The organism is Planococcus sp. CPCC 101016 (assembly GCF_007859295.1).
In the GTDB taxonomy this organism is placed as follows: domain Bacteria; phylum Bacillota; class Bacilli; order Bacillales_A; family Planococcaceae; genus Planococcus.
The window spans coordinates 305,216-327,399 of record NZ_VOHB01000002.1; the positions used below are offsets into that span (position 1 = coordinate 305,216).

Here is a 22,184-nt window from a genome sequence, read left to right on the forward strand (position 1 = left end):
TAAACAATCCAAGCACAGGTAAGAAGTTATGTCTCTTACTCTACGGATTTTGTCTCTAATAAAAAATTCTCGCGAGCCGGCAGGAAATAAGATACGTACAAGAAGCAGGTGTCTTCTAAAGGAATTACCTCTAAGCAGAATTTAGCTTAAAACTATTTAAATATAAAAATTTCGGCGATAAGCCAATTTAGTCAAATAATCGATTATTTCTGATTTTGCTAATAAAAATAATAGTATTTGATGAAAGACACTTACGGATAGTAAAAAAGGATAAACCAATAAAAGAGACACTTGAACAACGTGTGTTGAAAAAGGGGGCAAGTTTATGCCAGATGACCTTACAATTTATGAAGTTCGCGAAGTGAAGCAATTGCTTTCTTTCAAGACGGCTGATCTTGTAAAAAGCCGATTGTTTACTAAAACAATTAGCAGCAATCAATTTAAAGATATCCTGGAAAACGATATCGAACTTTCCTGTGGAGAAATTGAAGATCTCGAGAATATACTAATTGCTTCTACTTAATTAAGTAGAGCCTAAAGAAGGACAGAAGCGAAGCAACGCGCTTTCTGTCCTTCTTTTTTATTTGGTTTCTTCCAGCTCCAACTTGCTTCCTGCAGAAAAGCTTAATAAGGCACCCAGTTTCAGAAATCCTGCAAATATTCGTTGGTGATTATGAATTTTTCTTTTGCCTTAATTCTATAAAAAACCCCGAATCTTAGTGTGAGCACTAAGGTTCGGGATGCAGCATCTCTTGAATCTTCCTTTTTCTGAAGGCACTCAGTTATCATCCGAAAGCCCGTTTTCCCCCAATGTCTTTTTAAGCTCTTTTTTCCTGTTTTTAGACACCAGAATATACAGAATATCATTTGTTTGAATGGTCGTTTCACCATAAGGCGTGACTAATTCTTCATCCCGAATGATGGCGTTGATCAGAACCTCCGGAGGAAAATCAATTTCCGCCAGACTTTTGCCTAAAATCGGTGTTTCATTGCTGACGGTATATTCGACTATTTCGGCATTCGCTTTGCCGATGGAGACAAGCTCCAATGTGTGGATCGGTGCCACTTTCTTCGGCCCCGTCAGTCCCAGCTTCTCGGCAAAAGGAGAAATTGTAGCGCCTTGGATCAGCGCCGAAGTAAGGACGACGAAGAAGACGACGTTAAAGAACAGCTGGGCATTTTCCAACCCTGCAATCATCGGGAATGTCGCCAGTACAATCGGGACAGCGCCTCTTAGGCCAGCCCAGGAAATGAGCGTTTTTTCCTGCCAAGTATAATCGAAACCAAGTGTGGAAACCAACACGGCAAGAGGACGTGCCACTAGGATTAGAATGAACGATAACAGGAAGCCCTTAAAGATAATATCAAGCGTGAAGAGCTGACTTGGGAATACCAATAATCCCAGAATCACGAACATCAGCAATTGCATCATCCAGGCAAACCCTTCATTGAAATGAAAAATAGTATGGCGGAATGTCAAATCACTGTTGCCGATGACTAAAGCAGCTACATATACCGCGAGTAGTCCACTGCCGTTCAAGTTGGCAGCTACGCTATAGGTCAAAATGGCAAATCCCATAGCGAGAATAGGGTAAAGTCCGCCTGAATCCAAGTTGATCTTATTGATGGCCCATGAAGCAAGACGCCCCAATAGAAGACCGAACAGGAGTCCAAGACCCATCTGCAGGAAAAATACGCCGATGATGTTCAAGATGCCTTGTTCGTCCGATACGATCAATTGGATAAATGCCAAAGTTAAAAACATGGCCATCGGATCGTTGGTGCCGGATTCCGCTTCCAATGTAGCGGCCAGACGATTTTTAATATTTTGCCCTTTAAGGGCAGCGAAAACGGCAGCTGCATCTGTGGAACCGACAATGGCACCGAAAAGAAGGCCTTCCATCCATGTCACGTCCAAGACAAAGGTAGCAGCAATAGCGACTATGAAAGTGGTGATTAAGACGCCGGCAGTCGCGAGGACCAGTGAAGGAAAAACCACAGGTTTAATGGTCGTCCATTTTGTTGACAAACCGCCTTCAAAAAGAATGACAACCAAAGCGAAAATCCCAATGAATTGAGCGTAAGAGGGGTTATCAAAATAGAGGAGTCCAAAGCCGTCACTGCCGGCAAGCATTCCGATTGCGATGAACAAAATGAGGGCAGGAACGCCGAAACGTGAAGAAAATTTCGTCGTAAAGACCCCGATGATAAAAAATAAGGCGAGTACAAACATCAAATAATCCGGAGTAATAATGTTATTCATCATGTTCGTGTGACATGCCTCCTTCTGCGAATCAGATACTGTAGTTGAATCATTTTTTCAAGAAAGTAAAACCTGATGCTATTTCTCCGTTGAAGGTTTTAAAGCCAAAGCCAAATCTGCTGGCGCCAGGCCGCCGGATCTTACCTGAACTTCTTTAAAATAACTATATTCTTATTTTAACTTTTTCTTCTGGCGAATCAAAGGCTAAAGCTGTGTTTCAGGGAAGTACTGCAATACGGTTGCCAGGAACTCACGCTACTCAGCTTGAAACTTACGGCGACAAATTAGTCGATCTTGGAGTGAACTTGGAAGGCGCTAAAATCGGATTTGTTGTTCCAGCTTATATGGACATCGATTCTATTGAAGATTTGACGCCAGCTGAATAAGTAATTCTTATAGCAAGAACGAAAACCCCGAATGGCGGCACCTATTAACTGCCTGCCATTCAGGGTTTTATTCTGTCTTTTTTTATTCAGGTAGTTAAAATCATTCCATCTTGCGGAGAGTCAGCAGTTGAACTTGGGAAATCACGTCGATGTGCTTTTCTCCTTTGGTATAAGAAACGGAAGCACCTTCTCTTTCCTGCTTGTCCCATCCGTTCAGCTTCAGAACCAGTTCGTAGCCAAGTGGAATACCGTTTTCTTCAGATGCTTTTTTCCAATTGTATATTCTGGCATCCTGGTTTTCTTCCAATAACTCCGCTTTTTTGGGGATTGGAAAACCGGAAAAAGCTTCAGAAGCTTGGTAAGAAAAAAACGTTGTATAATAGAAAATTCCACTTGCCATGAGAATCAAAGCTAAGATGGCCAAGCCTGCTTTTCTTTTCAATTTCTTCACACCTTCTTTCGAAAACGAATTTCTATCCTATAAATTTTACGTCAATCCAAAGCTGCTGTTAATTTCTTCTATTATATACTAGAACAAGGTTAGCAAACTTTTAAATTTCCGCTGGTGATATGTTAACTTAAGAGGAAGGAGGGGGTTTGATGGCGGGTATTAAGGATGTTGCGAAACTAGCAGGAGTGTCTGTTGCCACTGTTTCACGTGTCTTGAATAACCATCCCTATGTGAAGCAGGAAAAAGTGGAAGCTGTAAAAAAAGCCATTGCCGAAACAGGTTATATCCAAAACATCAACGCAATCAATTTGAAAAAAGGCAAAACGAATTTGGTAGGCGTTGTTCTGCCTTTTTTGGACCACCCTTACTTCTCACAATTGGTCCAAGGAATTTTCAAGGCAGCTTCTACTCATAGATATAAGCTGGTCCTTTACCAGACAGGTTATCATGAAGGGCAAGAAATGGAAGCGCTGGAAATGTTGAAGTTAAAGCAAATCGACAGCCTGGTCATTTGCTCAAGGCAAGTGTCCTTGGAGGTAATCGAAGGATACCGTGAGTACGGAAACATTGTGCTGTTTGAAAATGGCGGAAATACACCGCTGAGTTATATCTTTGTCGATCATTACGCATGCTTTACGAATGCGTTGACTTATCTGTATGACAAGGGGCACAGGGAGATCGGGTTTTGCATAAATCGGACGGACGGAACCAACAGCAAGCAGCGAGAACAGGCATATCGGGATTTTTTAGAGACGAAAGGATTGTTCTATCAGGAGGAATACATCATCAAAGATTGTATTTACTTGGAGGACGGGGAACGTGTTTTAAAAGAGCTTTCCCATTTAACTCGTCGGCCGACAGCTTTGATTGCAACGAGTGACCAGGTGGCAGCGGGAATCATTATTGCCAGTCCTCAATATGGCATAGCCATTCCCCATGATTTAGCGATCATTGGATTTGATAATCACGCGATTGCCAAAGCTTTGAACATCACTACCGTAGGCGTCCCTTTGCATTCCATCGGGCAACTTCTTTTTAAGCAGACTTTGTTAGAAGAAACTTCACATAAAGAAGTGGCTGTCGAATTGATTCAAAGGCAGACTGTTTAAACTCAAGGAATAATGAAGGATTTCGATATAGGGTAAACTGTGTAAGGTGAACAAAAGAATTTAACCTTATTTACCGCTTCGGTCGCTTTGGGATGGCCTTTGCCGAGCCCTAGACGTGCCTCCGCTAGCAATTTCGCGATAGCGAACATAGAAGCAGTCCAATCAAAGTTGAAGACAGAGAACGATACGCGATCATGCCCCGAAATGGGTTACACTCACGTAAGCATTCGCTGTCTCAAAATGATTTGGAACTGCTTCTTACCTTAAGCTTAGTTTATGATATCGTTCTCAGGTCAAGGGAATTCAATAGCTTTATTAAATAAAACTGTTTATCTTGTTATATAGAAGAAACTCAACTAAAAAAAGCGGATTGCATCTATGTGCAATCCGCTTTGTGTTTTATTGGACAGGCTTCAGCTGCTTTCCACTTTCTTCGTATCCAAGTTCTGCTCCATATAATCTTTGCCCCACTCATACATAGAGTCCAGAATCGGGATAAGGCTTCGTCCTTGCTCCGTAAGCGAGTACTCCACTTTTGGAGGGACGACCGGATATACTTCGCGATGCACAATCAAATGGTCTTCAAGTTCACGCAATTGGTTCACCAGCATGCGTTGGGTGATGCCCGGCATCAGGTTTTTTAATTCGCCGAAACGTTTTGTGCCTTCTTTGCCTAGATGCCACAGTATCAGCATCTTCCACTTGCCGCCAATAATTGAAAGTGTCAGTTCTTTTTCGCAATTAAAGCTTTTTTCTCCCAAGTTGGGCATGTTCTTCGCTTCCTTCCGTAGTAACGACAGCCATTTCCGGTTCCAGAATAAACTGATCGATCGCATGACGTACACCTTCGTCATTGTTTGTCAAAGTGGTGTAGTCCGCAATGTCTTTTACTGCCTGTACGGCATTTCCCATGGCGATGCCAAACCCCGCTGCCTTGATCAGTTCGAAATCATTGTGGTTGTCGCCGATTCCGATGACTTCTAAGCGGTCGATGCCAAGTTCGTTCGCCAGAAACAAAAGAGCGTTCCCTTTATTTGCTTCCGGATGTGTCACTTCCAGGTAGTTTGTTTTCGATTTCTCGATATAGGCGAATTCGCCGAAAACTAATTGCAATTCTTTCTGCAGCCCATCAAGCGCACCGGGTTCATCGATAAAGAGCAGTTTCGTAAACCCTTTCTGTGCCAGTTTCATCAGATCCGGCTCTATTACGTACGGAACATTGACTGCTTTTGCGTAAGCAACCAGCTTATCGGTTTCAGCTGCACCGTAAAGGGTGTCGTCCTGATAGACTTGCAGGTGTATGTTCTTCTGGTGCGCAATCTCAATTAAGGATTTTGCGATTTCCGGGGAGACAGAGCGCTCGTACAATACTTCCCCGTCATTTGCAGCTTTGATCATCGCCCCTTGATATGTAATGAGCGGGGCAGTAATTCCCAGCTGCTGTGCTATAAGTTTGGCGGAAGAAAACATCCTTCCCGTCGCAATTGTTACAACTGCTCCCATTTCAATCGCTTTTCGGATCGCTGCTGCAGTGCCAGGTGAAATCAGCAGATCATCTGTCAGCAGGGTGCCGTCAAGATCGATCGCAATCATTTTGTACATATGTTCTCTCCTCAATCTTCTTTTTATCGCGCTTTAGAAGTGGATCAAAAACTGAGCCCTTCGAACAGCAGGACCCTTGCAGGTGAAGCTTCCGTTCCTATCAGCTTTAACGGCGCTGCCACCAGGAAGTATTCACCTGTTTCCACTTCCTTTAACTGCAGGCCTTCTACAATGATGATGCCATTGGAAAACAAGGTTTTATGCGTCGGATGCCCTTCTTGGCTTCTTTCGATCCCAAGAGAATCGATTCCAACTCCTTGAATCCCTATCTCAACCAAATAGTTTGCACCATCTTCTGCAAGAAAAATAAAATCAAAGTTAAAGTTAACATCAAATGAGTTTTTTGTTTTCAGTAGAATGAAATCGTCTTTCTGGATCTCGAACTTCTCCAGATCCGTTTTTGAGATGTGATTCTCTGCGTCAGTCAAATCCAATACTTTGCATCTTCCTACGAGCTTTTCCATCGAAATCGATTCAAAGGTTTCGCCGTCATTAGTCATATGAAGTGGGGCGTCGATATGGGTTCCGGTATGGACATTCAGTTCTAGGCGCGTTTCGGTAACATAGCCATTCGTCTGCCGGTCCATTCGTGGCTGCTTTTCCGCATTGTCATTGTAAACGGGCATTCCTTCGTAAATTGAACCTGTTACGTCATACATTTTCATTTGATCAACCCTTCCGTTGCTGAGATGGTTTTGAACTGTACGTTCACTTTGGCATGTTACGGATTCAGCTGTCCAGTGAAAACGCTTGAGTTCCAAACGCTTCACACCGCCTATTTCTCTTTATCACAAGAAACAATCAGAAAAGAGCCTGAAACTGAAGTGATTCAGGCTCAGACTCTTTCCGTTTTTATTCCAAATTTGCATGTCTGCCGTACATCGTGTTGGAGTTCAGTCCTTTTTGGTCCATGAACCGCAAGATGACAGCATCATAAAAAAGCAACAGCGATTGCTCAAACAGTGAACCCATTGGCTGAATCGACTTGCCGCTGGAACCGTCTGCCTTTGCTTGAGCCGGGATGGCAATCCGGATGTCTCCGAGGCGGCCTATAGTTGATTCAGGATTGATCGTAATCGCCGCTACCGTGGCACCGATGGTTTTGGCTTTTTCCGTCATCGCTGCAAGACCCTGGGTTTCACCGGAACCGGAACCGACGATGAAAAGATCATCCGCTTCCAAATTCGGTGTAACCGTTTCTCCGATAACATATGCATCCAGACCCATATGCATCATCCGCATAACAAACGCTTTTGCCATAAAGCCGGAGCGGCCTCCGCCTGCAACAAATATTTTTTTTGCCTGCAGGATGCCGGTTACCAGCTTTTCAGCTTCCACGTCGTCGATGAGCGTCAAGGTCCGTTTGAGTTCAGCTAAAATTTCATCTGTGAAGCCTGTGGTCTTCATATTAAGCCGTCACGCTTTCCTTGATCAGCTTTTGGATTTTCGCTGCTTCTGCGCTTTTGTCTTCTTTGCCTGTGATGCCACCGCCGACGATGATCAAATCGGGCTGTGCTTTGATTACTTCCGGCAATGTTTCCAATTTGATGCCGCCTGCGATGGCTGTGCGGGTATTTTTTACGACGCTTTTAATGGTGCGCAAGTCTTCGAATGAATCTTTGCCCTCTGCCTGCAAGTCGTAGCCTGTGTGGACACAGATATAATCAGCGCCAAGCAGATCAAGTTCGGCAGCCCGTGTTTTGATGTCTTTTACTGCGATCATGTCGATCAAGATTTTTTTCCCTAATTTTTTCGCTTCTTCAACTGCACCTTTAATGGATGAATCTTCTGCTTGTGCCAGAATGGTAACGATGTCTGCACCTGCAGCAGCAGCATTTGATACTTCGTAAGCTGCAGCGTCCATAATTTTTACGTCTGCAAGAACTTCCAAGCCAGGAAATGCGGCTTTTACTTCAGCAACCGCTTTTAATCCTTCTTTGTTGATCACAGGAGTTCCGAGTTCCACGATGTCGATATATGCCTCTACTTCTTTGATGACTTCGATTGCTTGTGGAATGTTTACCAAATCTAATGCTAGTTGTAATTTCATATCTATATAAATCTCCTCAGTTTCGTATTTTGGGTCAGCCTCAGTGTAAGTCCTGCTATCCATAATGTGAAGTACGCACTTTAAACGCACATACTGACAAAAACTATACTGTCAGTGTGCGTAAGGTTTCAGTGGACAGCTAGTTTTGACAAAGCTTCTCCATTCGACGCTGCTGAAGACAGGCTAGCCAATTTTTATGGCCTGGTAGATTTCCTCGATTTCTTGCGGCGAAAGGGGACGGTTGAAGTAATAGCCCTGTGCATGGTTGCATTTCTGGTCTTTCAGAAAATCCAGCTGTTCCTTCGTTTCCACTCCTTCAGCAATGACGTTCAATTCCAAATCATGTGCCATTCTGATGATCGTTTTCACCAAGGCTTCATCTTTTGAATCGGTATCGATGTTCCGGGTGAAATGCTGATCGATCTTTAATGTGCGAATGGGAAACAGCTTTAAGTAACTTAAGGACGAATAGCCTGTGCCGAAATCATCGATAGATAAATGCAGTCCAAGTGAAGACAGTTCCTGCATGGTGGCAATTGCGCTTTGGTCATTTTGAATGACCGTTTCGGTTAACTCCAGTTCCAAGTATTGCGCGTCCAGCCCAGATGCCTTTAATATCGTTTCCACTGTTTTCGGAAAATCCGCTTGCGCAAACTGCCGGGCAGAGATATTGACAGCTATCCGGAAAGGGGGAAGCCCGGATTCTTGCCACGCTTTGTTTTGCCGGCATGCTTCCATGAGGACAAACTCTCCAATTTTAGCGATGCTGCCTGTTTCTTTTGCAATGGGAATAAACTCCGCAGGAGAAATATTTCCCCACTCCGGGTGATTCCATCGAATAAGGGCTTCCACGCCAATGAGGTCCTCGTTATCCAGACTGATCTGCGGCTGGTAATGAATGGCAAACTCCCCGTGTTCGATGCCTTTTCGCAATCCGGTTGCCAACTTGGATTTTCTGGAGATGGATTCGTTCATGCGCTGCGTAAAGAACTGGAACCCATTCTTGCCATCTTCTTTTGCTTGGTACATGGCGATATCGGCATTTTTCATCAATGCGTTGCATTCTCTTCCGTTAGAAGGATACAGGCTGATGCCGACTGAGAGGCTGGTGAAGATCTCTTCTCCTTCCAGTTGAAACGGTTCGTTCAGCGCAGTGACCAGTCTTTTGGCAATATTCGAAGCTTGGCCGTATTCCGTATGAGGGAGCAAAAGGACAAACTCATCTCCTCCAACACGGGAAAGCGTATCCTTGCTGCTGATATTGTGTTTAAGCCGCTCCGTCACATTTTTCAGGAAAAGGTCGCCGATGGCATGTCCGAAACGATCGTTGATCATCTTGAAATTGTCCAGATCCATATAAAAGAGGGAGAAAGTGGCTTGTGTTTCCTTGGACTGTTCCAAAAGTGAGGTCAACCGATCGTTGAAAAGGCGACGGTTTGGCAAGCCAGTCAATGGATCCAAATATACCAAGTCATTTATTTTCTCTTCGGAAATTTTTCGTTCGGTAATGTCTCGGATAATGCTGCTGAAGAACATGCCTTTTTCCGTTTCCCAGGAACCCAGCGACATTTCAAGAGGAAATTCGCTGCCGTCTTTTCTGGATCCCATCAATTCGACAGTTTGTCCGATAACTTGTGCCATTTTTGTTTTCCCATGTTCCTCTGTTTGTTGTGCGTCAACTTCCGGCAGGCGCCTAGGGATAATGGAATCTATATTCGAACCGAGTATTTCTTCCGATGAGTAACCGAAAATCCGTTCCGCCCCTCGGTTCCATTGAATGATGCTGCCATGAAAATCCGCTACAATGATGGCGTCTTTCGCTGATTCTATGACCGATTTGAACTTCAGTTCGGATTCTTCTGAATGGGCTTTTAATCGTCGGTCAATCTGCACGCTGATAAAAGCGGATACGAGAATCAGCAGCATGCCAGCACCAATTCCGTAGGCCAGCAGCGAATTGTCGATTGAAGAACTGGCAGAATGTGCCACCTCCTGCGAAGAAGGCGCAAACTGGGCTGCCGCCATCCCCGTGTAATGCATACCGGATACGGCCATCCCGATAAGCAAGGCGCTGGCAAGCTTGCGCCAATGAAATCGTGGAACATCCGGCAGGTAAAACAATAGATACAAGCCGATGTAGGAAGCTGCAAAAGCGATGGCGACAGATATGCCCCATAAAATCGGATCATATACAATGACCGCATCCATCTGCATGGCCTTCATTCCTAGAAAGAGGCATAAACTTATTTGTAAAAATTTTTATTTTAAAGAGATAATCAATCAGAACTAGAAAAAGAATATTCGGACATTTCGTTTGAAACTGAGAGATATTTGTCTTATGATGAAGGGGCATCAAGGAGTGAAGGTTCATAGAGAAGAAGAATGATCACAAATTGAGGAGGAAACAATTCATGACAAAGATCGGTATCATCACAGGAAGCACACGCCCTGGGCGTAATAGTATCCAGGTGGCGGAATGGGTAAAAGGCATTGCAGACAAACGAGGAGACGCTGAATACGAAATCGTCGACTTAAAAGACTTTAATTTGCCGATGTACGCGGAACCGATTTCTGCAGCCTATAGTCAGGACTACCAAACTCCTGAAGCGATTCCCTGGTCTAAAAAAGTAGCAGAACTGGATGGTTATGTCTTTATTTGTCCAGAATACAATCATGGCGTTACGTCAGCCTTGAAGAATGCCATCGATTATCTGTACGTAGAATGGAACAACAAAGCAGCAGGAATCGTCAGCTACGGTTCTGCAGGCGGCGTAAGAGCAGCTGAGTCTTTGCGGACCATTTTGGCGGAACTGCAAGTAGCTTCTGTCAGAAGCCATCCCGCAATGTCACTGTTCACTGATTTCGTCAATATGAACGAATTCAAGCCGGCAGATGTCCACGAAGGTGCTGTAACTACAATGCTGGATCAAGTCAATGCGTGGACCAACGCTTTTGAGCCACTTCGCAACAACTAATAAACCCTAATAGGAGATGAAGAGGAATCCAAATGTTGGATTCCTCTTTTTAGTAGGCGTAAGCGGAAATACGTGTGCCCGCATGCAGTGCATATAGAAATGAAGAACAGGGTATAGATGTAAAGTCAAAGGGTTGACGTCGTAAATTGGCCATGTTATGATTATCTCGAATTAAAGATAAATTAATTCAAGGTAAATGAGGTGAGCCAGTTGGAAGTGCCGAATCTTAACTTGAAAGCATTGACTGTATTGGTTCGAGCCACGGATTCTTTGCATGAGCTTATTAAAAAAGACGTGGCGCAGTACGGATTAAATCCTACTGAATTTTCGGTGTTGGAATTGCTGTATCACCGGGGCAAACAGCCGATTCAGATGATTGGAAAAAAAGTTTTAATTGCCAGCAGCAGCATCACATACGTAATCGATAAACTGGAACTGAAAAATTACGTCGTCAGGCAAGCCTGTCCGGAAGACCGCCGCGTAACTTTCACGGAGCTGACAGATGAAGGCCGGCGATTGATGAAGACGATTTTTCCGAAGCATGAGCAAGTGATCAATGATGTGTTTCAAGGAATGGAACAGCGGGAGATAGAAGAAATGATTGAAGCGGTCAAGAAAATCGGCTGCAAATCACAGAACGCTTAAATTTTTTTAATCCTATATCTCGAAACCGAGACATTAAAAAACTACTAAACGAGGAGAGATACCGATGAACGAATTAAGAGGAATGCACCACGTAACCGCCATTACCAGCAGTGCCGAAAAGAACTATGAATTTTTTACTTATGTACTGGGCATGCGCTTGGTAAAGAAAACTGTAAATCAGGACGATATCCAGACCTATCATTTGTTTTTCGCCGATGACAAAGGTTCAGCGGGGACTGACATGACTTTCTTCGATTTCCCAAACATCCCGAAAGGCACTCACGGCACGAATGAAATCTACAAAACGGCTTTCCGTGTGCCTACAGATGAAGCTTTAGCCTACTGGGTCAAACGTTTCGATAAATACGAAGTGAAGCATAAAGGCATCCAGGATGTATTCGGCAAGAAAACTCTTTCCTTTGTCGACTTCGACGATCAGCAGTATATGCTGGTTTCAGATGAGAACAACAAAGGCGTGGCTTCCGGCACCCCATGGCAGAACGGACCGGTGCCACTGGAATTTGCTATCACCGGCTTGGGTCCCATCCATATCCGCATTGCCGAATTCGATTATTTCAAGCAAGTGCTGGAAAAAGCCATGCTGATGCGCCAAGTTGCAAAAGAAGGCTCTTTCTACTTGTTTGAAGTCGGTGAGGGCGGAAACGGAGCGCAAGTGATTGTAGAGCACAATAAACTGCTTCCGGAAGGACGCCAAGGCTACGGCACTGTTCACCATGCGGCATTCCGTGTAGCGGATACCAGCGTCTTGCAGGAGTGGATCGACCGCATGCAGCAGATGGGCTTCAGTACGTCTGGCTACGTCGATCGTTTCTTCTTTGAATCCTTGTATGTACGTGTCGCACAAGGCATCCTGTTCGAATGGGCAACAGATGGCCCTGGCTTCTTGGGCGATGAGCCTTATGAAACACTTGGAGAAAAATTATCCTTGCCGCCATTTTTGGAACCGAAGCGTGAACAGATAGAGAAATTGGTGCGTCCGATCGATACTGTGCGCAGCACACGCACCATTGAAAAAGAATATCTGTAAAAAGGGGAAAAAAAATGAGCATTTTCAGTAAAATCTTCGGTAAACCACTAGAGGAGGAAATACAAATGACACCATTGAACATTGGAATTATCTTAGGATCAACACGTGAAGGGCGCTTAAGCCCGCAAGTAGGGAATTGGGTAAAAGAGTTGGCTGACAAACGCGGAGACGCGAACTATACAATCATCGATATCGCAGACTATAAGTTGCCGTTATTAGGTGAAAATGGAGGAGACGCATCCGGCGCAGCAGGATGGTCTGAAGCAGTCGCAAAACAGGATGGCTTTGTCTTCATTGCACAGGAATACAATCATTCGATTACAGGTTCATTGAAAAATGCGTTAGATTATTTGCGCGTGGAATGGAACAACAAAGCAGCCGGTATTGTATCGTATGGATCTGTCGGCGGCGCTCGCGCTGCTGAACATTTACGCGGGATTTTGGGCGAATTGTCGGTAGCGGATGTGCGCGTACACCCGGCATTGTCTTTATTCACAGATTTTGAAAACGGGTCGGAGCTGAAAGCAGCACCAGTCCAAGCCGATTCCGTAAACCAGATGCTGGATCAAGTTATTCCTTGGTCAACGGCTTTGAAAACCATCCGTTAAGTTAACACTCATAATGAAAAGAAATTTTAGATGGAAGAGTGCTCAACTAGAGCATTCTTCTTTTTTTATAGTGAAATAAATTCCCCTGAAAAAGCAGGAAATATCAAAAAATATCTATGTTTTCAGTAAACTTAATACGGGAAAAAGAATACTAACAAATAAAACACAAAAGGAGAAGAGGCACTAATGGCAAATGGCAATAGGGATGAAAATAGCAAAAACCAGCAGTTGGAACAGTTTCGCGTTGATGATCAAGACAAGGCGTTGACGACCAACCAAGGGCTGAAAGTTTCCGAAGATGAATTGTCGTTGAAGGCAGGTGTACGAGGTCCTACCCTTATGGAGGATTTCCACTTTCGTGAAAAAATGACCCATTTCGACCATGAACGAATTCCGGAAAGGGTCGTGCATGCCCGCGGGTTTGCAGCACATGGTGAGTTTGAAGCTTATGGAACAGCAGAACCTTACACAAAAGCAGGATTCCTTAAGAAAGGAAAGAAAACCCCCGTATTTGTCAGGTTTTCGACGGTAGTGGGTTTCAGAGGTTCAGCGGAGACGGTACGGGATACCCGCGGCTTTGCGACCAAATTCTATACCGAAGAAGGAAATTACGACCTGGTAGCCAATAATATGCCGGTGTTTTTCATACAGGACGCCATCAAGTTTCCGGATCTTGTTCATGCCATCAAGCCGGAGCCCCATACAGAAATGCCTCAGGCAGCAGCAGCCCATAATACGTTTTGGGACTTTGTCGCTAACAATACCGAATCTGCCCATCATGTCATTTGGAATATGGCGGATCGGGCAATTCCCCGCAGTTTCCGCATGATGGAAGGTTTTGGTGTGCATACATTCCGTTTTATCAACGATGAAGGAAAATCCCATTTTGTGAAATTTCATTGGAAGCCGAAACTGGGTGTCCATTCGCTCGTGTGGGATGAAGCACAGAAAATTGCCGGAAAAGACCCGGACTTCAATCGCCGGGATTTATGGGAGTCTATTGAAGCTGGGGATTATCCGGAATACGAATTTGGTGTTCAGATTTTACCTCAGGAAGACGAATTTAAATTCGATTTCGATGTTCTGGATCCGACGAAAATTTGGCCGGAAGAAGATGTACCGGTAACGATGATCGGCAAGATGACATTGAACCGCAATGTCGATAACGTCTTTGCCGAAACTGAGCAAGTGGCGTTCCATCCGGGTCATGTGGTGCCAGGCATCGATTTCACCAATGATCCTCTTCTGCAAGGACGATTGTTCTCCTATACAGACACACAGCTGATTCGTTTGGGCGGACCGAACTTCCATGAAATTCCGATCAACCGGCCTGTCTGTCCATTCCACAATAACCAGCGGGATGGCTATAATCGCCAGACCATCAATAAAGGCGCAGTCAGCTACCGCCCGAATTCGATGGCGAATAATACACCCGCGCCTGTGAGCCCGGCGGAAGGCGGATATGAACATTACCAGGAGAAAGTAGAAGGACGGAAAGTGCGTGCCAGAAGCGAAAGTTTTAACGATCATTTTTCACAGACCAAACTTTTCTGGAATTCGATGAGCGCCACAGAGAAAAAGCATATTGTGGAAGCTTATAGTTTCGAGCTTGGGAAATGCGATATGCCGATCCGGGAAATGAATATTGACGTACTGAGGAACGTTGACTTGGAGCTTGCGCAGAAAGTAGCGAAAAATATCGGGGTGGCACCACCAGGGAGCGGGGGATCGGATGTCACAAAATCTTCCCCGGCACTCAGTCAGGAAAATACAGTGAAGCTGCCGGATACCCGGAAAGTCGGTGTGCTGATTGCAGATGGATTCACTGGCAGCGAAGTCGCCCAAGTGCTTGATGGGCTCGAATCCCATAAAATGAAGTATGAAATCATCAGCGAAAATCAAGGGACGGTCACAGGTTCGGATGGCAAGCAGTTAACAGTTGCCCATACTTTCAGCACAACCGACGCTGTATTGTACGACGCGCTGTTCGCTGTCGGCGGTTCGGATGTGTCCAAGACATTCGCCAAAAACGCTGCGAAATTCCTCGGTGAAGCATTTGATCATTACAAGGCGATTGGTGCTTTGCAGGAAGGCGAAAAATGGTTGGCGGCTGCGGAAATGCTGGATCAGCCCGGAGTGATCACCGGAGGAGAGGCCGCTGACTTCACGAAAAGCTTTATTGAAGCAGTTACTGCACATCGCCATTGGGACCGGGAAATCAGCTGAATGCAAGAAACGGAATCCAGAAAGTCCCCTTTCAAAAATTGAAAGGGGACTTTTTGTGTTTGGTGATAGATTTGCTGAACTTGAAGTTTTTAAAGCGGCAGAGCTGGTTGCTTGCCATAAATCAGGCTAGGTCATTTTAAAGAAGATACCCTTTTCATCAGCATACCTGTAAATTGTTCTGCAGGAAGCGGTTTACTGTACAAGTAGCCTTGGATTTCATCACAGCCCAAGTCTTGCAGCAATGCCAGCTGTTCTTCAGTTTCCACACCTTCTGCAATGACCGACATGTCGAAGCTATGCGCAATGAAAATCATAGCTTTGACGAGAGCTTTGTCGTGAGGATTCGCAGTCATGTCCTGAATGAATGGCTGGGCAATTTTCAGGTTGTTGAGAGGGAAGCGCTTCAAGTAGCTCAGCGAAGAGTAGCCGGTGCCGAAATCATCAATAGCAATCTGCACACCCAAGCTTCTCAATTCCTGCATCCTGAAAATGGCCTTTTCCGCATCTTCAACAGCAACACCCTCCGTAATTTCAAGTTCCAGGGAAGACGCCGCAAAGCCGGTCTTCGTTAAAGCAGTTTGAACAGTGAACAGTAAGTCGTCGTGCAGAAACTGCAGAGGAGATAAGTTCACTGCCAACTTCAAATGGGAATGCCCCAAATCGTGCCATTCTCTTGCCTGTTTGCAGGCTGTATAAAGCACCCACTCATCGATCGGAAGAATTAAGCGGGTTTCTTCCGCCAATGGGATGAATTCTCCAGGCGAAATAACGTCGCCGTCTGCGGTCTGCCAGCGGATCAACGCTTCCATACCGATGATTTCACCTGTCGCAGCCTGAATTTGCGGCTGATAATGAAGAACGAACTCTTCTTTAGCCAGTGCACGGCGCAGATCGTTTTCAAGTTTTATTTTACGGGAAGCGGTAAAAGCCATATCGTCCGAAAAGAACTGATAATGATTTTTCCCTTTTTCCTTTGCACTGTACATTGCACTGTCTGCGTTCTTCAGCAGTTCGGTAGTCGTCTCACCGTCTTTCGGGAAAACCGCGATGCCGATGCTCATCGAGATATGCAATTCCTGGCCAAGGATGGTCAAGGGGCTTGCAAGTGCAGCTTGCAGCCTGTTGATCATCGGTGCAATATCTTTTTCAGTTTGAATATTATTCAGGATCAATGTGAATTCATCACCGCCTTGCCGGGAAACGATATCATGGGAACGCAGGTTTTCTGCAACTTTTTGTGAAAATCCCTGCAGCAGCAAATCCCCGAAGTCATGGCCGAACGTATCGTTGATGTTTTTAAACCGGTCCAAGTCAATGAACACGACAGCAATTTTTTGCGATTTTTGTTTAGCGCCCGATATGGCAGCTTCAAGCTTTTCCAAGAACAGCCTTCTGTTCGGCAAACCGCTCAATACATCATGGTAGGCCATGTGCTTCATTTGCTGAACAGCTTCCTCCAGTTCTTCATTCTTAGCAGTGACTTCCACCGTTCTTTGTTCGATTTTGTGTTCGAGGACAGAAGTCAGTTGATGGTAGTTGAACAACAGCTTCCGGTTATCGCGCAAGGTAAAGACCTGCCGGGTAATGACCAGGATCACTGATGTGCCGGCTCCGGCAATCAAGCCATTCATATCGCCTTTTTGCTCGAAAATCATGACAATAAACAGCAGCACCAGGCTGAAATAAGGAAGCAGCAGACGCAAGGAAATCACATCGTCAGCAGGTTTGGATTCTGTAACTGGAACTGCAGCCCCTACAGTTTCCAGTGCGTACAAACCGGCAAATGCCATCAACAGAAGACCAAGAGACCATAACGGATCGTACAAAGTGCCTGAGTTATAAGTGGAAGCGATGGTCGTATAAAGATACGCCGTATCCGCCAGAACCTGGACCATCAAACCGGCAACAATCAAAGTCAGCACCCGGCGCTGAAAAAAGTAGGCAGAACCGATATAGAAACTGATTGCACCAAACAACAGGAACAAATCGCCAATCGGATAGCCGATCGATACGGCGAGCAGGATAGGGGAGACCGCATCTCCTGTAGACAGAGGATGAATCAGGAAATGCCAGCTGAGTGCTGAGAAAACAGCAATAATGATGGCCATGTCGAAAAGAAACTTGATCTGATACGAGTTTTCTTTTTTCTGCCAGAGTTGATAAGCAAAAGCCGTTAAATAACAAAAGATTTGGAGAAAGTAAAACAGATCCGACCAGCCGGGGTAACTTGCTTCGATGCGCGCAATGTGGTGGGTGTAAAACCAAATGCTTTCAGCGATGGCATAGCTGAAACAGCCGAATGAAGCAAGCAGCCAGAAGTAGCGGTCCCCGTCAGTCAATTTTAAATAGACGATAAAAAGGACAGTTCCGGCAACCAGAGGAGCGGTCCAGGAAAAGAGATTGGCCACCAGCAGATGAACATTGTCATTCCCGGGATTCAGTAAAATCCAGGCATAGTAGATAGAGATATGAAGGAAGATATAAGAACCAAATAGGGTTTTTGCTTTAGAGAGAGTAATGCCTTTCACCTCATTTACTAAAATGAATTGTATGAATAAAAATTCTGAATTTAACGAATTCGTTGTCATTTATTTCATTATAGTGAAGTTTACTGGAAAAAGAAACATTTATATTACATATAATAACATTTTTATACAGAATATTAACTATTTTAATGTTTTGGACGTAGGAGTATATGCTTTAGTAAAAGCTGGAAAGATGCGGAGGTTAAAAGTAGAGTTACATGAAGTTTGTACCTGCGGCCAAAAAGAAGGATACTAGAGTTGTAGTAAACAATTGTACGATAGATGGGGAGCGTTAACATTTCAGTACACGCACAATAAAATCTGAAGGTTAGATGCCAGAACCCATGAAAGAGGAGGATATGCATGTCGATTTATTCATTCCAGACAACATTATCAAACGGGGAAGAACTGCAGCTCGAGAAATTCCAAGGCGAGGTCCTGCTGATTGTGAATACAGCCAGTAAATGCGGATTGACCCCTCAGTACGAAGAATTAGAAGGTCTCTACAAAGCGCATAAAGCAAAAGGATTTGAAATCATCGGCTTCCCATGCGATCAGTTCGGTGGACAGGAACCGGGAACGGACGAAGAAATAATGGAATTCTGTTCTGCCAACTTCGGCGTCAGCTTCCCGCTTACCCGAAAAACGGAAGTTAACGGCGAAAATGCGCATCCGGTCTATCAGTATTTGCGCAGCCAAGCGCCGGCTGATGAAAAGTTTGATGAGGCGGGCGCTTTGCAGAGAGAAGATCGCGATATGGTGGAAAGTTCCGATATCCAATGGAATTTCACTAAATTCCTGATCGATCGCAATGGAAATGTGGTCCATCGTTTTGCTCCGACCGTAAAACCAAAAGAAACTGAAGATATTATTGAGAAGTTATTGGGCGAAGTTGTATAAGGTGATTTATAAGAAGTGAAATAAGCACAGCTGAAATGGTTAGCGCCATTTCAGCTGTGCTTATTTTTCTTTTTAATTAAAATTTTTGGCTGCCTTTTGTATTGTATAGCCTTTATATAGAAGATAAGTGAAGCAAATCTTAAAAAGAGTAAGAAAATTTAAATACTTCGTTGACAGGCAATCTATATTGTCTTACAATAAAACATATTAACAATCAGAATATTTTAAATCTATAGTCTATCGAGGAGGATCAGTATGGTTGCGAAACACGAAGACGTTTTTTCAGGAGCGTTTCTCTTAGTTGTAAGCGTTATCATTTTTATTACCAGTTTCAGCTTTGAGGCGCTGACTACCAGTTTAGTAGGTCCGGCTTTTATGCCCCAAATCATTGCAATAATAATGGCCATATTCAGTGTGATCATCACTGTAAGTGGCTTCAAAAAAAGCAAGTCCGCAACAGAAAAGACAACTACACCAGAAGAAGTTAAGGAAGAAGAACTTCAAGAAGAACTAATAGTAACCGAAAAGAAAAGCTATAAACCGGTATTGATAAGTTTAGCGCTAATGATTGGATATGTCGCGCTGCTGTCTTATGTCGGATTCCTGATCATGACCATCGTGTATATTTTCTTGCAGATGCTGCTGTTAAGTCATATCACCCATCGCAAAGTTTGGCTGTTTCTTCTAATTTCCGTTGTTACATCCGCTGCAATCTATTACCTTTTCCGCAATGTATTTTACGTCATGCTTCCTACTGGAATCATTGGCTAAGGAGGATGAATTATGTTCGATATGCTATTTGCGGGCTTCGGGTCCGTCATGACTTTACAAATTATCATGCTTATCGCAGCCGGTGTGGCTTTAGGGCTCGTATTCGGTTCGATACCGGGTTTGACTGCCACCATGGCCGTCGCCATTTGCTTACCGATTACTTACGGAATGGATCCAATCGCAGGAATGTCACTCTTAATGGGCTTGTACATCGGCGGTGTTTCAGGCGGGCTGATCCCGGCGATCTTATTGAAGCTTCCGGGTACACCCTCTTCAATTGCGACAACGTTCGATGGTTATCCGATGGCTCAAAGGGGAGAACCTGGGAAAGCATTCAATTATGCCATCGTTTCCTCTTTCCTGGGAGGACTCCTCAGTATTATCGTCCTGATTATGATTGCACCTCCTTTGGGAAGAGTGGCTTTGCAATTCGGACCATTCGAGTTTTTTGCCATCGTTATATTTTCCTTGACCTTAATCGCAAGTCTGTCAGGAGATTCTTTGTCAAAAGGCATCATGGCTGGTTTACTGGGAATTTCTTTTGCCATGGTAGGAGCAGCGCCTATTGATGCATTTCCGCGTTTTACATATGGATTCACTGACATGAACGCAGGATTTAATCTGCTTCCGGTATTGATCGGGTTGTTTGCTTTATCGGAAATCTTTTTAGCTGCTGAAAAGAAAGTTAAAAAAGGCTTAAATGCAAAACTCGCCAAAGTGAATTACAGAGTGAGCATGAAAGAATATATGGCGCAAGGCTGGAACTTTTTACGCTCAAGTCTTATTGGGCTGGGAATCGGGATTCTGCCGGGTATCGGCGGCGGTACGTCCAATATTATTGCGTATGTGGCTGCGAAGAGTTCTTCGAAAAAGCCGGAAGAGTTTGGAAAAGGGAATCCTGCCGGAGTTGTTGCTTCTGAGTCATCCAATAACGCTGCAGTAGGCGGAGCGCTTGTTCCGCTTATCTCTTTAGGGATTCCTGGCGATACAGTAACAGCCATGCTTTTAGGTGGACTGGTATTGCACGGCTTGCAGCCCGGCCCGTTGCTGATGCAAAACAGCGGGGATGTAGTGTACGGAATTTTTGCTGCACTTCTCATCGCGAATGTCTTCATGATTCTCTTCCTATTCATGGGCATGAAAGGCTTTATCCGCTTGTTGAGCATTCCACAGCATATTCTCTATCCGATTATTCTTGCGCTTTGTGTGGTAGGGGCTTTCGGAGTCAATAATAGATTGTTTGATGTAGGTGCTTTGCTGTTCTTCGGCGTATTGGGTTATCTGATGATTAAGTTTGGCTTCCCGCTGACGCCGCTTGTTCTTGGCTTTATATTAGGGCCGCTGCTGGAAACTAATTTGCGAAGAGGGCTGATGCTTTCACAAGGTGATTTTATGCCATTCCTGACTTCACCGATTGCGGCTGCTTTCCTGCTGGTTGCCGCAGCTTCCGTAATCTTCGTAATTTATAATAATCACAAGAAAAAGAAAGGCGCCAGTGTTCTGGATGTATAAACTGCTTTGCAGAGGGGTTCGTTTTTAATGGGCTTAGACCCGTTGAAATAAAAAATAAGGGGGAAATTAGATGAAGAATATATTAAAGAAGACTTTGTTCGGTTCGGTTCTGGCAACATCACTATTATTCTTAGGAGCTTGTGGAGGAGATGAAGCAAGCAGCGACGCTAATGCGAACAATGATCCTGCTACGGATTATCCATCAGGGCCGATTACGGTTGTTGTACCTGCTGGAGCAGGGGGAGACACGGATTTAAATACACGGATCATGGCTAAGTATTTGGAGAAAGAACTCGATACGAATATCGTCGTATCGAATGTCACCGGTTCAGGTGGTGCAACAGGAACACAAACAGTTCTGGATGCGAAGCCTGACGGGCAAACGGTGTTAGCGTTCCATAATTCCATGCTTTTAAATAATGTTTTCGGATTAACAGACTACACCTACGATGAATTTAAAATGGCGGGTGTCGGTGTGTTGGACCAATCGAACACTTTCCTTACGTCTCCAGATTCCGAATTCCAGGACATTCCGTCTTTGATTGAATATGCAAAGGCTAATCCTGGAGAAGTAACGATGGCCACTGAAATTGGTTCGATGACGTATATTCAAACATTGCAGTTCCAGGAACTTGCAGGGGTTGAATTCAATATTGTAGACATTGGCGGTGCATCCGATAAAATTGCAGCTCTTCTTGGAGGGCGTGTGGATATTGTGCCAACATCTCTTGGATTAGTAAGTGGCTATATCGAATCCGGGGACATGGTGTCACTCGGTATTATGGCAGAGGAACGCCTTGAAGGAGCGCCTGACGTTCCGACATTCAAAGAGCAGGGCATCGATATCGTCATCGACAAAATCTTCTACTGGGGCTTTGATCCTGAAACGCCAGATGAATACGTAGCAAAATTTTCTGAAGCGATAGAGAAAGTTGTTGCTAACGAAGACTACCAAAAAGAAATCGAAGATTCATGGTTGTCGCCTGTTTACTTAGATCAAGAAGCAACAAACACGAAATTAGAAGAAATCAATGCCAGCTATCAAGAGGCATTCGAGAAGTCTGAACAATAATCAACTCTTCTTATATAAACCCAGTAAGTTAACGAATCTAC

At 44.5% G+C, this 22,184-nt stretch carries 21 protein-coding genes; 12 read left to right on the forward strand and 9 right to left on the reverse strand.

Features of this window, described 5'->3' with window-relative positions:
- The first annotated feature begins 325 nt into the window (after positions 1–325).
- Entirely contained in the window at positions 326–523 is a 198-nt protein-coding gene (locus FQV26_RS01435; RefSeq protein ID WP_146555599.1) for a hypothetical protein, read from the forward strand.
- Positions 524–778: 255 nt separating this feature from the next.
- Here the strand turns inward: FQV26_RS01435 and FQV26_RS01440 are convergent, their stop codons facing one another.
- Entirely contained in the window at positions 779–2,266 is a 1,488-nt protein-coding gene (locus FQV26_RS01440; RefSeq protein WP_146555600.1) for a potassium/proton antiporter, read from the reverse strand.
- Between the two features lie 236 nt (positions 2,267–2,502).
- On the opposite strand from FQV26_RS01440, the gene FQV26_RS01445 reads away from it, so the two are divergent.
- Entirely contained in the window at positions 2,503–2,649 is a 147-nt protein-coding gene (locus FQV26_RS01445) for a glycine betaine ABC transporter substrate-binding protein (protein WP_315898429.1), read from the forward strand.
- Positions 2,650–2,749: 100 nt separating this feature from the next.
- Here the strand turns inward: FQV26_RS01445 and FQV26_RS01450 are convergent, their stop codons facing one another.
- A complete protein-coding gene (locus tag FQV26_RS01450; protein WP_261384240.1) occupies positions 2,750–3,091 on the reverse strand; it encodes a hypothetical protein in 342 nt (113 codons plus the stop codon).
- Between the two features lie 158 nt (positions 3,092–3,249).
- Between FQV26_RS01450 and FQV26_RS01455 the strand changes: the two genes are divergently transcribed.
- On the forward strand, positions 3,250–4,209 hold the full coding sequence (locus tag FQV26_RS01455; RefSeq protein WP_146555601.1) for a LacI family DNA-binding transcriptional regulator: 960 nt from the start codon (positions 3,250–3,252) through the stop codon (positions 4,207–4,209).
- A 413-nt stretch (positions 4,210–4,622) separates the two neighbouring features.
- Here FQV26_RS01455 and FQV26_RS01460 read toward each other — a convergent pair whose 3' ends face one another.
- The 6 genes from FQV26_RS01460 to FQV26_RS01485 all read right to left on the reverse strand — a co-directional run bounded on the left by FQV26_RS01460 (position 4,623) and on the right by FQV26_RS01485 (position 10,084).
- Complete coding sequence (locus tag FQV26_RS01460; protein WP_146555602.1) at positions 4,623–4,979, reverse strand: winged helix-turn-helix transcriptional regulator; 357 nt, start codon at positions 4,977–4,979, stop codon at positions 4,623–4,625.
- Positions 4,951–5,811, reverse strand: a complete 861-nt coding sequence (locus tag FQV26_RS01465; protein ID WP_146555603.1) for a Cof-type HAD-IIB family hydrolase — start codon at positions 5,809–5,811, stop codon at positions 4,951–4,953. Before FQV26_RS01465 ends, FQV26_RS01460 begins: the two co-directional genes overlap by 29 nt.
- A gap of 44 nt (positions 5,812–5,855) precedes the next feature.
- Positions 5,856–6,476: a cyclase family protein gene (locus tag FQV26_RS01470; RefSeq protein WP_146557728.1), complete on the reverse strand. Its 621-nt coding sequence runs from the start codon at positions 6,474–6,476 to the stop codon at positions 5,856–5,858.
- 187 nt (positions 6,477–6,663) lie between these two features.
- On the reverse strand, positions 6,664–7,218 hold the full coding sequence (gene hxlB / locus FQV26_RS01475) for a 6-phospho-3-hexuloisomerase (RefSeq protein ID WP_146555604.1): 555 nt from the start codon (positions 7,216–7,218) through the stop codon (positions 6,664–6,666).
- 1 nt (position 7,219) lies between these two features.
- A complete protein-coding gene (hxlA, locus tag FQV26_RS01480; RefSeq protein WP_146555605.1) occupies positions 7,220–7,861 on the reverse strand; it encodes a 3-hexulose-6-phosphate synthase in 642 nt (213 codons plus the stop codon).
- Positions 7,862–8,044: 183 nt separating this feature from the next.
- Positions 8,045–10,084, reverse strand: coding sequence for a putative bifunctional diguanylate cyclase/phosphodiesterase (locus tag FQV26_RS01485; protein WP_146555606.1), 2,040 nt, complete (start codon positions 10,082–10,084; stop codon positions 8,045–8,047).
- Positions 10,085–10,272: 188 nt separating this feature from the next.
- Between FQV26_RS01485 and FQV26_RS01490 the strand changes: the two genes are divergently transcribed.
- From FQV26_RS01490 to FQV26_RS01510, 5 genes are all read left to right on the forward strand, one after another.
- Entirely contained in the window at positions 10,273–10,836 is a 564-nt protein-coding gene (locus tag FQV26_RS01490; protein WP_146555607.1) for an NADPH-dependent FMN reductase, read from the forward strand.
- Between the two features lie 210 nt (positions 10,837–11,046).
- Positions 11,047–11,481 carry a MarR family winged helix-turn-helix transcriptional regulator gene (locus FQV26_RS01495; RefSeq protein WP_146555608.1) on the forward strand — a complete coding sequence of 145 codons (435 nt, stop codon included), beginning with the start codon at positions 11,047–11,049 and terminating at the stop codon, positions 11,479–11,481.
- 64 nt (positions 11,482–11,545) lie between these two features.
- Positions 11,546–12,529 carry a ring-cleaving dioxygenase gene (locus FQV26_RS01500; RefSeq protein WP_146555609.1) on the forward strand — a complete coding sequence of 328 codons (984 nt, stop codon included), beginning with the start codon at positions 11,546–11,548 and terminating at the stop codon, positions 12,527–12,529.
- 14 nt (positions 12,530–12,543) lie between these two features.
- Complete coding sequence (locus FQV26_RS01505; protein WP_186759583.1) at positions 12,544–13,137, forward strand: NADPH-dependent FMN reductase; 594 nt, start codon at positions 12,544–12,546, stop codon at positions 13,135–13,137.
- Between the two features lie 186 nt (positions 13,138–13,323).
- Positions 13,324–15,363 carry a catalase gene (locus FQV26_RS01510; protein WP_146555611.1) on the forward strand — a complete coding sequence of 680 codons (2,040 nt, stop codon included), beginning with the start codon at positions 13,324–13,326 and terminating at the stop codon, positions 15,361–15,363.
- 131 nt (positions 15,364–15,494) lie between these two features.
- On the opposite strand, the gene FQV26_RS01515 is transcribed toward FQV26_RS01510, so the two are convergent.
- On the reverse strand, positions 15,495–17,951 hold the full coding sequence (locus FQV26_RS01515; RefSeq protein WP_146555612.1) for a putative bifunctional diguanylate cyclase/phosphodiesterase: 2,457 nt from the start codon (positions 17,949–17,951) through the stop codon (positions 15,495–15,497).
- Between the two features lie 300 nt (positions 17,952–18,251).
- Between FQV26_RS01515 and FQV26_RS01520 the strand changes: the two genes are divergently transcribed.
- From FQV26_RS01520 to FQV26_RS01535, 4 genes are all read left to right on the forward strand, one after another.
- Complete coding sequence (locus FQV26_RS01520) at positions 18,252–18,788, forward strand: glutathione peroxidase (RefSeq protein WP_146555613.1); 537 nt, start codon at positions 18,252–18,254, stop codon at positions 18,786–18,788.
- A 255-nt stretch (positions 18,789–19,043) separates the two neighbouring features.
- A complete protein-coding gene (locus tag FQV26_RS01525; RefSeq protein WP_146555614.1) occupies positions 19,044–19,559 on the forward strand; it encodes a tripartite tricarboxylate transporter TctB family protein in 516 nt (171 codons plus the stop codon).
- Positions 19,560–19,571: 12 nt separating this feature from the next.
- Positions 19,572–21,071: a tripartite tricarboxylate transporter permease gene (locus tag FQV26_RS01530; RefSeq protein WP_146555615.1), complete on the forward strand. Its 1,500-nt coding sequence runs from the start codon at positions 19,572–19,574 to the stop codon at positions 21,069–21,071.
- Between the two features lie 70 nt (positions 21,072–21,141).
- Positions 21,142–22,143 (forward strand): tripartite tricarboxylate transporter substrate binding protein, encoded by a 1,002-nt coding sequence (locus FQV26_RS01535; RefSeq protein ID WP_146555616.1) that lies wholly within the window; start codon positions 21,142–21,144, stop codon positions 22,141–22,143.
- The last annotated feature ends 41 nt before the right edge of the window (positions 22,144–22,184 follow it).